Genomic DNA, 12694 nt, shown 5'->3' on the forward strand with positions numbered 1-12694 from the left:
CGACTGTGCCCGCGGTATCCTGCGCACCGGTAACGGAACCCAAGCCCGGAGCAGTTCGCATGGCCTTCTCCACCCCCGCTGGTCTCGGCTTTACCGGCCCCGCGGACCAGTACCACCGCTGGAACCTGCACGACCCGGCGTTGCGCGGGCGGCTGCGTGCTGCATTGTGCGGCGAGGACCCGGCCTTTCAGCGCGTGATCGAACTGCGCGGTCCCACCGGCAGCGGCAAGACCTATCTGCTGCGCGCCGCCGCCTTCGATGCCGGGCGGTGCGGCTGGCCCCTGGTCCATGCGGTGCTGGACCTGGACGCGGCGAGCCCGGACGGGGTGCTGGCTGAGGACTATCTGGACAAGGTCCTGCTCGAGCTGCGCCAGCGGCAGGGCAAGGCCGGTGCACGCCGCGCCGCGGCCATCCATGCCCAGTTCAACGAGGTCAAGGTAAAGCTCCGGGTCAACCTGTCGGGCTGGGACCGACTCGCCTGGCTGCCGCTGGCCATCGAGTTGGAGTTCCCGGCCGCCCGGTTGCCGGGCCTGTTCTTGCGGCACTGGACCCCGGACCAGGCGCGCCCGCCGCCGGAGCGTTTCCTCGAGACCCTGCGTGACCTGGCCGAGTCGGTCGCCGACCGTCGCGGCGGCGGTGGGGTGCTGCTCCAGATCCCGGAGCAGCGCCAGCCCGAGGCGAGCGTGCGCGACCTGCTGCTGCAATGGCTGCCGAGCCTGCCGGGGCTGGTGCTCGCATTCACCCAGCACGACGCCGGGCGGGAGTGCGACTACCAGGACCTCGCCCCCCTGCGCCTGGCCCTGCAACCACTGACGGCTGCGGACCTGGACCACCGGCTCGCCGGCTGCCTAGGCGCCCAGGCCCTGCCGCGCCCGCTGCTCCAGGCCGTCGCCATCCGTGCCCAGGGCAGCCCGGGGCTCGCCGCACTGACCCTGGTGGACCTGGCCCAGCGCGACCTGATCGGCCCGGACCCGGCCGGAGTCTGGCGACTGCGCGACCAGGCCGAGTCCTTGGCCGACCTGGACCAACTGTTCGGCCCCGGGATCTTCCGGCCACTGCACGGGCTGATCGAGCGGATGCGCTCCGACGCCGGACCAGAGGCCGCCGCGGACCTGCGCAGCTTTCTGGACCACGGCTGTCTGTGCGGGCGCAACATCGCCTTCGGCATCGTCGCCGACTGTCTCGGTCTGGACGAGGCGCGCCGCGACCGACTGCTCGACCTGCTCGATGCGCACCTGGTGGAGCCGCAGGCCGATCCGACGGCTGCCAACCTGAGCGTTCACCCCCTCCCCCCAACGCCCTCCCACGCAGGGGAGCCAGAATCATTCAACGTGTTCCTCAGCCACAACAGCCGGGACAAGCCGGCGGTGCGGCAACTGGCCCAGGCGCTACAGGCACGCGGTCTGAAGGTCTGGCTGGACGAAGAAGAACTGGTGCCGGGACGGCCTTGGCAGGAGGCGGTGGAAAGGATCATTCAATCGGTGCACACGGCCGCCGTATTGGTCGGCAGAGACGGCCTGGGTCCGTGGGAAGTCCCGGAAATGCGCGCCTGTCTATCCCAATGCGTGACACGTCGTTTGCCGGTGATCCCGGTGCTGCTCCCCGACGCACCGGTCGAGCCGGCATTACCGCTGTTCCTCCAGGCCTTCACTTGGGTCGATCTGCGCGCTGGATTGACCGATGACGGGCTCAATCGCCTGGAATGGGGGATTACCGGGCTCAAGCCCAACGGCCTACCCTCCCCACGGCTCTCTCCCGCGATGAGGGGGAGTGAACAATCAGCCGTCGATGCGAACGCACCTGAGCCCCAACTCGACTATCTGGGCTGTCGACACCCGAACTTCCCCGATCAGGAGGTCTTCCGCTTCCGCAACCCGCTGCTCGCGCAGCACCTGCGCAACCGCCAGAGCCGCCGGGACCGCCAACAGCGCGCCCAGGCACTCCTGGCCCGGCTCGCGGCCGTGCTGCCGCCGCACAACCGCGGCATCGCCGAACTGCACCTGGCGGTGCTCGACCATGTTGGCGACCAGCCCCGCCGCCGCGCACTGGACGGCGAACTCTTCTACTGGCTCAATATCGCCCATGCCCGGTCCGCCAGCCGCCTACTCGTCGGCGACCTCAAGGCGCGGCGCGTGTCGCCAGAGGCCGTTTGGGATGCGATCAAACAGAATGAGGACCGCTGGCCCGTCTGGCGGCGCCTAGCCTGGCTGGATGCCTATGGCCGGCAGCCGCATGGGGTGCCCGAAGGGATGCGCCGATTTTGGCTCAATCGACTCGCGGGGCACTGGTTCAGTTTGGTTCTTCCTTATCCTTATGTTTTTGTAGTATTTTTATAACCTGGGCTGTCGAACTCTAAGGACCTCATCCCACGAGAGTCCCTGCTGGAGAATCCCCAGAGCCACCGCAGGAACCTGTTTTGTCGTGAAGTGGCTGCGAATAAAGTTATGGACAATCCACAACATATCCAATGTTCTTTGCAAACCAGAAATGCTCTTCGCGTACGTATTCGTTCGGCGGCGATAAGCAGAATTCTTTCGCCGAAATGAAGCGTTCGATGCTTCCAAATGATTAGCATGAATATCGGCTGGCGTCACATCTTGATCGGTTTCTGGATGCTCCGGATGAGGGGTTTCGTATTTGGGACGCGAGTGCCCCGTTCTATCAGTTCCTTTCCCTTTATTCTTAAGGCGCACCTTCACACCGCGACGAAGCACTTTCGGTGGGCGGCCGCGTTTTCCGGTTCGCAATACTTCGTGGCAAATTTCAAACAGGAGATTGCCATACCGACGTTCCCCGTCGGTGACTAGAGTGACATCGCCAGTACGCAGGATGACATCTCTAAGTATTTGTATGGCATATGAAAATAGGCTGCGATCCTTTTTCCCGCACTGAAGCGCCCAGATAAATCGACTTGCCCTTTCCATCAGTACGATCGTCCAGCCTTCACAATCCTCCGGGGGGACATTCCTATTCACTTTCGTATAAAGCTCATCACCTTCGATCAGTTGCTCAATAAAGGTGTGCGTCAGGGCATATATGACCAGCACATCCTTGCAATCGGCCAGGCGACGCTCCCATAGGAGCAACGTATTCTTCGCAATCGCGAAGGCCCGGCAGGCGGCGTTCAAGCCGATCCCCTCAGTGCGCGTTTTGAGCACTTGAATGATGAAGCTGGTCGGTTTCCTGAGCCCCTCGATAAGGGTGGCTTTGGTCTCGGAAAAGAGCCTATTGCAACTTTGACATCGCCACAGCAAACGCGTACCGTTATGACCGGTTTGATACGTCTTGTGATGCCGACAATTCTGTGAATTGCAATGAGGGCATGTCCATTGTCCGTTCAAGAAGTTCTCACTTATTCAAAAAGTGACGGAAACCCGCGCCGAACTAGATATATTACATATATTTCAATGTCTTGTAAACAGGAATTAAACTGAACCAGTGCCACTCGCGGTAGCCCTATTCGACGCTGGTGAGTTGAAGCGGGCACTCCGCATTGCGGAGGAGTGCCTGGCGTTGATCCGAACGGCAGAAGGTGCAAGCAGCGCGAACTCCGCGGCGGCGTTGGGCCTAACGGCGCTCATTCTTGGGGACCTTGGCAAACTTGTGCCGGCATTGGCAAGACATGAAGAGGCTGTGGCGATCCGGCGTAAGGCCCTGCCGGCCGGGCATGCTGACATCGCCGAATCGCTCAACAACATCGCATTGGTGCTCTCCGCCCTCGGTCGGCATCAGGAGGCGCTGGAGCGGCAGGAAGAGGCCCTCACGATCTCGCTCAAGGCATTGCCGGCGGGGCATCGCTTCATCGCCATCGCGATCGACAACATCGGCGGAGTTCTCGACGCCCTCGGTCGGCATCAGGAGGCACTGGAGCGACACGAAGAGGCCCTGGCCATCCGGCGCAAGGCCCTGCCGGCCGGGCATCCCGATATCGCCCAATCGCTCAAAAACATTGCCGGGGTGCTCGGCGACCTCGGTCGGCATCAGGAGGCGCTGGAGCGGCACGAAGAGGCCCTGGCGATTTGGCGCAAGGCCCTGCCGGCTGGGCATCCCGATATCGCCAATTCGCTCTACAACATCGGTTTGACCCTGACGGCTCTGGGCCGTTCCGCTGAGGCCAAGGTACTCCGAGAGGAGGTATTCGCAATCCGCGCCGCCCGCGCCGCCGACAACCCGTCCGCGCTGCTATCCGACTGCCGCGAATGCGCCGATCGCGCCGCCAAGCACGGCGACCACCCCGGCGCCCTCTACTGGCTCAACCAGGCCCTGGACCTGATCCCCGCCCAACCTACCGCCGGGCTCCCGGACCCGGACGCGCTGCGCCGCGAGATCACCCAAGAGCGCGCCGACCTGGCCGCCGACGGCGACGGGTCCGACCCACCGCCTTGACCCGGCCCTGGCCCGCGTGACACCGCTGCGAGCCTGGGCAGCCATTGCTTACCGTGAACGTCAGGCCGGGACCCGGTGGGAACGGCTTCAGCCGCGACGCGACCGCGGAACATGAAAGGCCCTTGTGGGAGCGGCCTGCGGCCGCGCCGCGACGCCACGGCGAACTCCGCCGCCCGCGTTCCCCGCGCCGCCAGCCCGGATGGGTAGAGCGCAGCGAAACCCATCTCCTGCGCCCCCGCAAAGCCTTGGTCCTAGTACCCCGTTCCACCTTATCGTGCGCACCGACCCCAACGGGGTCGCACATACCAGCCCAGGGCAACGCCCTGGGATAGCACCATTTAATCGGCTTAGCCCTGAAAGGGCGTGACATCATAGCGCGATTGCTTTTGTCACGCCCTTTCAGGGCTAGGCTCCGTTATTCACCTCATACCCAGGGCGTTGCCCTGGGCTGGTATGTCATGCCCCTTCGGGGCTCAAGACAACCCGGGGCGAAGGGACGGGCTCCGCCGGCCTTTTCTCGTTCCCACGCTCCCGCGTCACTGCCATTAAGGCGCACTCGCCGACCGGCTCGCCTCTGCCTGGAGTCCAAGGCTTCAGCCTTGGCGCGCTCCAAGGCTGAAGCCTTGGACTCCAGGGGCTTGGGCGGCGGTGCTTGACTCAACGGCAGTGACGCCGGAGCGTGGGAGCCGGCACTTACTGGGAGCGCCGCACCCCAGTGCGGCGCGATCTCGCACGCGACCGCGGCGTTGCGTGTGGAGGATAGGCCGCGCCGCACTGGGGTGCGGCGCTCCCAGTGGCCGCCGCGATGGTCAGGACCGTTCCGCCGCCGGGGCCCGCCACACCAGTTCCACCAGCGGATATTCCCAGGTCTCCACGCGACAGGTATCGCGGTACTCGGCATCCCCGTCGTCGCGGCGCCGCCGCAGCAGGGCGACCACCCGCGCGGACTCGACGGCGGGCAGGCGCGGCAGCCAGTCGGCGGCGGCGCGCCGGGAGAGCCGGCCCACGCAGCCGCCCCGCGCATCGCAGAGCAGGACCGAATCGCCTTGGGCCCGCAGTTGCAGCGCGGCGCCGGTGGCAAGTGCGGCGAGGCGGCTATGGATCGGGTCCCCGGGCGACTGACGCCCGGCATAGCCCAGGTCGATGGCCGCGGGGCTCAGGAGTTCGTAGCGCCGCGTGACGATGGCGGCGGGCGGCGCGTCGATCTCGACCCTGGTGTGCAGCAGCCAGTCGCCCTCGAACAGGCGCGGCGCCGGGTTGGCGCCCCCCGGCAGCCGCCCGAGCGTGAGGGTCTCCCGGGCGCGGGTCATGCCGACATAGTAGAGCCGCCGGACCTCTTCCGGATCGTCCCGGCCGGGGGCGCCGCCGCCGCGGCCGTCGGCGATCAGGACGTGGGGGAACTCCAGGCCCTTGGCCCCGTGCAGGGTGGCAAGCAGCACGCCGTCGCCCAGGCCCCGGTCGCGCCGTTGCTCGCCCAGGGTCTCGTAGCAGAACTCCAGGATGCGGGAGGCGGCGACGGCGCCCTCGCCCGCCTCCCCCCGCCAGTCGTCGATCAGGTCCAGGAGCACCTGCCGCCAGGCGGATTCCCCCGGAAGCAGCCGGGCATCGAGGTCGGCGGCCGTGCAGGGCGTGTGACCCAGGGCGGCGAGCCCGTCCAGGAAGGCGGCAATCTCCCGCACCCGGTGCAGGGGCGGCAGGTCGCCGCGCCAGGCGACCGGGAGGCCCGCGGCCTCGCACAGGGCACGGATCGGCTGCAGGGTTTCGTGACGGTAGGCGAGCACGGCGAACGTGGACCAGTCCCCGCCGCCCAGGGCGCGCCGACGCTGCATCAGGTCTACCAGGGCAGCGGCCTGACGGCCTGGGTCGGGCAACTCGAGGACCTCCACCCGGCCGCGGCCCTGTGGGTCCAGCGCCTCCCAGCGCCCGCCGGGCGGCTCGCGGCGGCGGCGCCGATCGATGCGGCCCGGCTGGCCCGTCTTCATGCGCTCCCGGTTGTGGGCGATCAGTGCGTTGGCGGCGGCGATGATGTGACCGCTAGAACGGTAATTCTCGATCAGGTAGTGAATCTGCGCCTGATAGTCATCCTTGAAGCGGCGGATGAAGTCCACGCTCACCCCACGGAAGGCGTAGATGTTCTGGTCATCGTCGCCCACGGCGAGCAGGGTCAGGCGCCCCTCGTCCGCGAGCACAGGATCAGGATGGCCCGGGGCTCCACCCGCAGGACCCGCAGCAGATAGGCGCAGCGGTGGACGATGACCCGCGTCTTGCCGGAGCCGGGGCCGGCCAGGACCAGGCGGTTGGTCTCCGGCTCCGCGGCCACGATGGCGATCTGTTCCGGGTTGTCCAGGGCCTCGACGATGCGCCGGAAGGACTCCGCGGTAGTCGCCCGCTCCACGACCTCCTGCCGGTCGGGAAAATAGCGGCGCACGAAGGCCGGGCGCTCCAGGGTGAAATAGGCGACGACCAGCCCGATCGCCTGGGCGATCTTCTCCATCCCCAGACGGGCATAGACGTCCATCACATGGATCTGAAAGACCCGCTCCCCATAGTGCTGGGCGAGCGGTGCATAGTGACCCTTGCTGTACGGCCTGCCCTTGGCCTCCGGCAGGACACGGATGGTCATGGCCTGGCGGAACACCCCCACGCCGCCCTGCAGGGCGATAACCCCGTGGTCGTGCAGGAACAGGAGCCCCCGCTCCACCGCCGCCAGGGGATCGGGCAGATTGCCGGCCAGGGTCAGGTCGCCTTGCAGGGCCGCCGTGAGTTCGTCGAGCCCGAAGCCGACCAGGACCTCGGCGCCCGCCGGGGCCTGCGGCGGAATCCTGGCGATGAGCGCCTGGAGCAGCACGGCGGCGATCCCCTGGCGCCGCTGGGCGAGCCCATCCAGGGTCGACCAGTCGCGGTGCAGGCGCACCAGATAGTGGTCGCGCTCGCGCTGGCGCACTTCCAGGCTCCCCCGCGCCCCGGCCAGCCCGCGCCCGTCGCGGGCCAGGCTGCCCAGCAGGTCGCACAGCAGTCCCGGATTGCTGTCCACCCCCTGGTCGCGCAGGCGCTGGTTGAGCCGCCGGATCGAGAGCGGATACCAGGCGCGGTCGTCCGCGTCCGGGGCCTCCTCGCGCAGGGCGGCGAGCATGGCCCGCTCCACGGTGCAGACCTGCTCCAGCAGCTTGGTCGAGGGGTTGGCGACCTTGTAGCGGATGAAGGCACTCTGTTGGGGCCCCTGGTGCAGCAGGCCGCCCTTGGCCATGTCGTAGAGTGTGCGCAGCACCCGCTGACCGGCGGTCTCACCGCGATCCCAGGCCGGGGCCGCGCCCTGGGGTGGGCGGAACGCAGGCAGTTGGGCCAGTTCATCGGCGGTCAGGCCCTGGTCCGGCTCGCAGTTGAAGAGCGCATCCAGCACCGCCAGCCAGCGCTCGCGCTGCTGCGCGGAGAGCCCCAGGCCCGCGATGCGCCGCTCGGCTTCCTCCCTGTTCGCGACCGCCGGGCGCCCCTGGAAGACACGGGTGCGGTTTTCGTTGCGCTCGACGAACCCGGCGCGCTCCAGCCAGGCGACGGCGGTGCGCACGCGGGTGTCGGAGTCCCGGCCCTCGGCGTCGAACCCGACCCGCAGGTCCCCGTCGTGCAGCAGTTCACCGGCGGTCAGGACCACACAGTCGTCCTGGTCGCGGCGCGCCCGGCGCAGGCCGCGCAGGATCTCGGCGATGTCGGCGCGCGAGAGTTGGGAACCGGCCGCCAGCCGGAACTGCCCCTCGGTGTCCTGCTCGTCGTACAACAGCACGCAGCGGGCCGGCGCCCGGTCGCGCCCGGCGCGCCCGGCCTCCTGGACATAGTTCTCCAGTGGATGAAGCGGGCGGCATAGAGATAATCGGGCCGGAAGTCGTGGCCCCACTTGGACAGACAGTGCGCCTCGTCGAAGACCCAGCAGCCGATCTCACGGGACTCCAGCACGCGCCGGAAGGAGACGTTGCGTAACTGCTCCGGCGACACATAGAGGATGGCGATCTCGCCCAGGCGGACCCGCTCCAGCACCTCGCCGCGCTCGGGTGCCGTCAGCAACCCATAGAGGGCGGCGGCCTGGATGGTTCCGGTCTTGCGCACCAGGTTGTCCACCTGGTCCTTCATCAGTGCCTGGAGCGGGGAGATGACGACGGTGAGTTGGCCGCGGCGCAGGTAGCGGACCAGGGCGGGCAACTGGAAGCACAGCGACTTGCCGCCTCCGGTGGGCAGGATGGCGAGATGCGAGCCCTCCGTCATGCCGTGGGCGCAGATGGCACCTTGGAGGCTGCCGCCGTCGCTGTCCTTGGGCTCCGGGCGGAACTGGTCCAGGCCGAACCAGCGCCTGAGCTGGCCCAGGGGGTCATGGGTGGTCCGGCACCACGGACAATCCGGCGCGGCGCAGGGCAGGTCGCGCAGTGCGTGCAGCAGGGCCGTGGTCGCGGGAAACCGGTGTTTGACCCAGGGCGGCAGCACCGAGCGGCCCTCCGCCACCTGGAGCCAGGCGCTCGCATAGGCCAGGGCCGGACGCAACTGCGGGTCGCTCAGGTAACGCAGGGCCTGGGTCTGGGCCGCGCCCTTGCAGACCCGTCCCTCCCAGCACCCGCGCAGCAGGTTGAGGACCCCGGGCACGTCCGGCAGGTCCACCCCGAGTGCGGCGAACACCAGCGAGACGCCCGTGCCCCCGGTGGCCGCCGACTCCAGCCCCGAGGCCCCGCGGAAACAGAAGCGATAGATGGCGAGCAGCCCCGCCTCCCCGCCCAGGGCGCGGCGGGCGAATTCCGCCCACTGCTCCCGGAACACCTGCGCCGCCAGGCGGCAATCCGCCACCGGGTCCGCCACCGTATCGCGCACCAGCTTGTAGTCCTTCACCAGGCGATGATAGGGATTTTCCGGGAAGGCCAGGGGGGACAGAAAGAGGGTGTCGACCACCCGCCGCTGGAGCAGCGCCAGGGCCGGTTGCCGGGCGCGCAGGCAGTGCAGGTCATGACCCAGCAGATTGTGGCCCAGGACCAGCTCGGCACCGGCGGCGAAGTGGTCCAGATCGGCGAGCGCCGCCCGCTCGTCGAAGCGCCCCTGCCGCAGGAAGGTCGCCCCGTCGCGCACCGCGCCGATTTTGTGCAGGGCCCCATTGGGGCCGGTCTCCAGGTCGAGCAGGAGGGCGCGGGACAGGAAGTCGTTGAGCCGTGGGTCCACGCCGTGATTATGCAAGAAAGGGCAGCGGTGCGCGTAGGCACCCGGCGTGCGGCTCGGATAGAATCCACACCATGCTGCTTTCCGTCAAACACCGCTTCCTCTTCGTCCATATCGCCAAGACCGGCGGCACCAGCGTGCGCGCCGCCCTGGAGCGGCGGCGCTGGGCCGACCCCTGGTACTGGCCGATGTTCCTGTGCAGCCGCTTCAGTCACCTGAGCGGTCACCGTCTCGGGAGCAAGTTCCCGCGCCACGCCAAGGTCGTGGCCGCGAAGGAGATGCTGCCCAAGGAGTTCTTCGATGAACTCTTCAAGTTCGCCTTTGTGCGCAACCCCTGGGACCTGCAGGTCAGCTCCTTCCACCACATCCGCCGGGAGCGGCCCCGGTTACTGGACGGGCATGAGACCTTCGCGGACTTCCTGCGCTGGAAGCTGGACCCGCAACGCCCCTACCAGTACCACCTGGATACCTCCATCGAGTGGCAGAGCGACTATCTGATCGACCTGCACGGCAACCTGGCAGTCGACTTCATCGGCCGTTACGAGCACCTGCACGCCGATTTTGCGACCGCCTGCGCCCGCATCGGCATCCCTGCCCCCACCCTGCCCCACGCCCGCCAGGCAACCGACAGGTCCAACGACTACCGCAGCTACTACACCGACGAGACCGCCGACCTGATCGCCCGCCACTTCCAGCGCGATATCCAGATGCTCGGCTACACCTTCGACCCCCAAGCCTGAACGCAACCCGCCAGTCCCCCTTCATCCCTCATCCTTGAACTCATCAATCCCGCGCCACCAGGTCCCGATAAGCGTGCCAGGTACCGTGGCCTATCAGCGGCATGGCGACCAGCAGACCGATGAACCAGGTAAGGATGCCGAGCCCCACGAACAGCACGATCAGCACCGCCCACAGGCCCATCGGCTGCCAGTTGCGCCGCACCGCCGCGACGCTGGTGCGCATGGCGGTCATCACGTCCACCGCCGGACGGTCCATCAGCATGGGCACGGTCACCGCGCTGATGGCAAAGGTGAAGGCGGCGATCACGCCGCCGACCAGGACCCCGGCCAGGACGAAGGTGTTGTTCTCCCCGGACAGAAAGACGACCGGGATAAAGCGCTCCCAGGTCGGCACCGGGTTGTCGAAGAACAGGGCGAACACCAGGATCGCGGCGAGCATCCACACCAGCATCATAAACACCAGGACCAGGGCCATGGCCGCGAGCTGGACGGCGTTGCGCCGCCACGCCTCGCGCGCCTGGCAGAAATGCACCGGCGCGCCCGTCTCCAGATTCGCACTGATCTGGTAGAGCCCGATGCCGAGCATGGGCGCGACCAGGAAGAAGCCGGCGGCCAGCACCGGGACGATGAAGAACAGACCGTCGGCCAGCAGGCCCAGGGTCATGAGCAGGCTGACGGCGACGAAGACGGCCCCGTAGGTCAGGCTGAAGCCGGGGGCGCGGCGCAGGTCCGCCCAGCCCTTGCGGAGCCATTCCCAGGGTTGTTCAAGGGTGATCGCGTTGATGTCGACGTCGACGTCGACGCGCTCGCGCGGCGCCGCGTTGAGTTCAGACAGGGTGCCGATGGTGGCTTCGTTCATGGTCGGTCCTCCGGGTTTTTTCTATACTCAAGATTCATTGTGCGCCCGATGATACAAAAATCCAGGGCGCGGTGCGCTACCGCACGTCGCCTCGATTTAGAATCTCCGGCCTGACCCAACCCCCACGCCCCGAAGGAGCCGCCATGTCGTCCCCCGCCATCCTGGAAGTCGCCGATCAGGTCTTCCGCATCGAGACCGGACTCTATCGCCACGGACTCGCCGCCTGTTACCTGGTGCGCTCCCACGACCGCCTCGCCCTGGTCGAGACCGGCACCGCCCACACGGTGCCGCGCCTGCTCCAGTTCATCGGCGAGCTTGGGCTCACCCCCGCCCATGTGGACTATGTGATGCCGACCCATGTCCACCTGGACCACGCCGGCGGCTCCGGCGACCTGATCGCCGCCTGCCCCGGGGCACAGTTGGTCATCCACCCCAAGGGGGCGCCCCACATGCTCGACCCCGCCCGCCTGATCGCCGGCGCCAGCGCGGTCTATGGGGCGGACGGCTTCGCGCGCGACTACGGGCACCTGCTCCCGGTGCCGAAGGCGCGCATGATCATCGCCGCGGACGGCCAGGAATTCGACCTCGCCGGGCGCACCTTGACCTTCATCGACACCCCCGGCCACGCCAACCACCATGGCTGCATCTACGACGAACGCACCCGCGGCTTCTTCACCGGCGATACCTTCGGCATCTCCTACCGCGAGTTCGACCAGGCCGCCGCCCCCTGGCTCTTCGCCCCCACCACCCCGGTCGCCTTCGACCCGGAGAGTTGGCTGACCACCCTGGACAAGCTCATGGCCTTCAAGCCGACGGCCATGTACCTGACCCACTACGGCCGCGTCGATGCCCCCGAAACCCTGGTGGATGGACTGCGCGAGAGCATCCGCGCCCTGGCCGCCATCGCGTTGGCCGAGGAGGACCGCGACGATCCCGGACGCGCCGCGCGGCTCAAGGACGCGGTCTCCCGGCACCTGGTCGCCAGTGCCCGCGCCCACGGGGTGGACATGGACCACGGGCGCATCATCGAACTGCTCGCGCTCGACACCGAGCTCAACGCGCAGGGGTTGGAGGTCTGGCTCAGGCGGCTTGAGAAGTCGGCCGCTGGGCGGGTTCTCAAGTAGTTGGACGTAAACCCGGATGGGGCATGCGCCGGGTCCGAAACGTTGTCCCGGCGACCAAGCCGGATGGGCCGTGCGCTGCGTCCGAAACGTTGTCCCGGCAACCAAGCCGGACGGGGCATTCGCCCCGTCCCGCCGCGGTTGATGGGACATACCCCGTTCGGCGCGAGCATGGGTAGGGTGGATAAGCGCAGCGCATCCACCAGCTCACGTTAGGTGCCGACCCCAACGGGGTCGAACATACCAGCCCAGGGCAACGCCCTGGGTATGAGGTACAGAATGAAACCCAGCCCTGAAAGGGCGTGACATCGGGCCCTGCACCTTTATGTCACGCCCTTTCAGCGTTGAGGCGATTAATCGACGCTACCCCAGGGCGTTGCCCTGGGCTGGTATGTCAGGCC

The 12694-nt window shown here is 67.6% G+C and carries 9 protein-coding genes and 1 pseudogene; 5 read left to right on the forward strand and 5 right to left on the reverse strand.

Going from position 1 to position 12694, the window contains the following annotated elements; translation table 11 throughout:
* The first annotated feature begins 59 nt into the window (after positions 1 to 59).
* Positions 60 to 2336, forward strand: coding sequence for a toll/interleukin-1 receptor domain-containing protein (locus THSYN_RS26635; RefSeq protein ID WP_172965345.1), 2277 nt, complete (start codon positions 60 to 62; stop codon positions 2334 to 2336).
* Here the strand turns inward: THSYN_RS26635 and THSYN_RS26640 are convergent.
* Positions 2331 to 3341, reverse strand: a complete 1011-nt coding sequence (locus THSYN_RS26640) for an IS1 family transposase (protein WP_100917404.1) — start codon at positions 3339 to 3341, stop codon at positions 2331 to 2333. The two genes, THSYN_RS26635 and THSYN_RS26640, sit on opposite strands and share 6 nt — an antisense overlap.
* 97 nt (positions 3342 to 3438) lie before the next feature.
* Between THSYN_RS26640 and THSYN_RS37475 the strand changes: the two are divergent.
* A pseudogene (locus THSYN_RS37475) lies at positions 3439 to 3627 on the forward strand (hypothetical protein); the annotation flags it as partial.
* A gap of 6 nt (positions 3628 to 3633) precedes the next feature.
* Positions 3634 to 4386, forward strand: coding sequence for a tetratricopeptide repeat protein (locus tag THSYN_RS26645; protein WP_157817955.1), 753 nt, complete (start codon positions 3634 to 3636; stop codon positions 4384 to 4386).
* An 809-nt stretch (positions 4387 to 5195) separates the two neighbouring features.
* Here THSYN_RS26645 and THSYN_RS36275 read toward each other — a convergent pair.
* The 3 genes from THSYN_RS36275 to THSYN_RS36880 all read right to left on the reverse strand — a co-directional run bounded on the left by THSYN_RS36275 (position 5196) and on the right by THSYN_RS36880 (position 9576).
* Positions 5196 to 6575 carry a 3'-5' exonuclease gene (locus tag THSYN_RS36275; protein WP_236848710.1) on the reverse strand — a complete coding sequence of 460 codons (1380 nt, stop codon included), beginning with the start codon at positions 6573 to 6575 and terminating at the stop codon, positions 5196 to 5198.
* Positions 6551 to 7633, reverse strand: coding sequence for a UvrD-helicase domain-containing protein (locus THSYN_RS37055; protein WP_335582524.1), 1083 nt, complete (start codon positions 7631 to 7633; stop codon positions 6551 to 6553). The genes THSYN_RS36275 and THSYN_RS37055 overlap by 25 nt, the downstream gene beginning before the upstream one ends.
* 392 nt (positions 7634 to 8025) lie before the next feature.
* Positions 8026 to 9576: a DEAD/DEAH box helicase gene (locus THSYN_RS36880; protein ID WP_261341374.1), complete on the reverse strand. Its 1551-nt coding sequence runs from the start codon at positions 9574 to 9576 to the stop codon at positions 8026 to 8028.
* A 71-nt stretch (positions 9577 to 9647) separates the two neighbouring features.
* Here THSYN_RS36880 and THSYN_RS26655 point away from each other — a divergent pair, with 71 nt between their 5' ends.
* Positions 9648 to 10313 carry a sulfotransferase family 2 domain-containing protein gene (locus THSYN_RS26655; protein ID WP_100921795.1) on the forward strand — a complete coding sequence of 222 codons (666 nt, stop codon included), beginning with the start codon at positions 9648 to 9650 and terminating at the stop codon, positions 10311 to 10313.
* 43 nt (positions 10314 to 10356) lie between these two features.
* On the opposite strand, the gene THSYN_RS26660 is transcribed toward THSYN_RS26655, so the two are convergent.
* A complete protein-coding gene (locus THSYN_RS26660) occupies positions 10357 to 11172 on the reverse strand; it encodes a DUF2189 domain-containing protein (protein ID WP_100921796.1) in 816 nt (271 codons plus the stop codon).
* Between the two features lie 143 nt (positions 11173 to 11315).
* Between THSYN_RS26660 and THSYN_RS26665 the strand changes: the two genes are divergently transcribed.
* Positions 11316 to 12296: an MBL fold metallo-hydrolase gene (locus THSYN_RS26665; protein ID WP_100921797.1), complete on the forward strand. Its 981-nt coding sequence runs from the start codon at positions 11316 to 11318 to the stop codon at positions 12294 to 12296.
* Positions 12297 to 12694: the final 398 nt, after the last annotated feature.

Origin of the sequence: Candidatus Thiodictyon syntrophicum, from assembly GCF_002813775.1 — a bacterium.
Lineage (GTDB): Bacteria > Pseudomonadota > Gammaproteobacteria > Chromatiales > Chromatiaceae > Thiodictyon > Thiodictyon syntrophicum.

Excerpts from the sequence above, each read along its gene's own strand:
- THSYN_RS26635 (WP_172965345.1), top strand. The coding sequence starts at position 60 with ATGGCCTTCTCCACCCCCGCTGGTCTCGGCTTTACCGGCCCCGCGGAC.
- THSYN_RS37055 (WP_335582524.1), bottom strand. The coding sequence starts at position 7,633 with ATGGCCAAGGGCGGCCTGCTGCACCAGGGGCCCCAACAGAGTGCCTTC.
- THSYN_RS26655 (WP_100921795.1), top strand. The coding sequence starts at position 9,648 with ATGCTGCTTTCCGTCAAACACCGCTTCCTCTTCGTCCATATCGCCAAG.
- THSYN_RS26660 (WP_100921796.1), bottom strand. The coding sequence starts at position 11,172 with ATGAACGAAGCCACCATCGGCACCCTGTCTGAACTCAACGCGGCGCCG.
- THSYN_RS26665 (WP_100921797.1), top strand. The coding sequence starts at position 11,316 with ATGTCGTCCCCCGCCATCCTGGAAGTCGCCGATCAGGTCTTCCGCATC.